The sequence below is a fragment of the Mesorhizobium sp. M00.F.Ca.ET.216.01.1.1 genome (genome assembly GCF_004010325.2).
In the GTDB taxonomy this organism is placed as follows: domain Bacteria; phylum Pseudomonadota; class Alphaproteobacteria; order Rhizobiales; family Rhizobiaceae; genus Mesorhizobium.
In genome coordinates this window covers 1-315 of record NZ_SADR02000392.1, presented here as the reverse complement: position 1 = coordinate 315, position 315 = coordinate 1, and the positions used below count along the sequence as shown (strand labels likewise).

The 315-nt window shown below is 64.8% G+C and carries 1 protein-coding gene; it reads right to left on the bottom strand.

The window, feature by feature from the left end; translation table 11 throughout:
- On the bottom strand, nucleotides 1-315 hold a 315-nt coding region (locus tag EN859_RS36635), incomplete at both ends, for an FAD-dependent oxidoreductase (RefSeq protein WP_189502554.1).

Below are 315 nucleotides of genomic sequence, written 5' to 3'. Positions count from 1 at the left end.
CGACAGCGTCGAGGCCAAGGCTGCCAAGATTGCCGCTGCGGCCGGCGGCATAGAGCAGGATTTCGGAACGGATGGTGCGGCCGTCGGCAAGCGTCACCTCGGCGTAGTCGGGCTTTGAGGCGACCTCCTTGATCGTGCTGCCGAGACGGATGGTCATGCCGCGGTCGCGCATCTGGTGGATGAAATCATCGACGATCTCGCGGTCGACGAAGTCGAGGATGCTGTTGCGCGGCTCGACCAGCGTGACCGGCACGTCGAGCGCCGAGAAGATCGTGGCATATTCGACGCCGATCACGCCGGCGCCGATGACCGTCA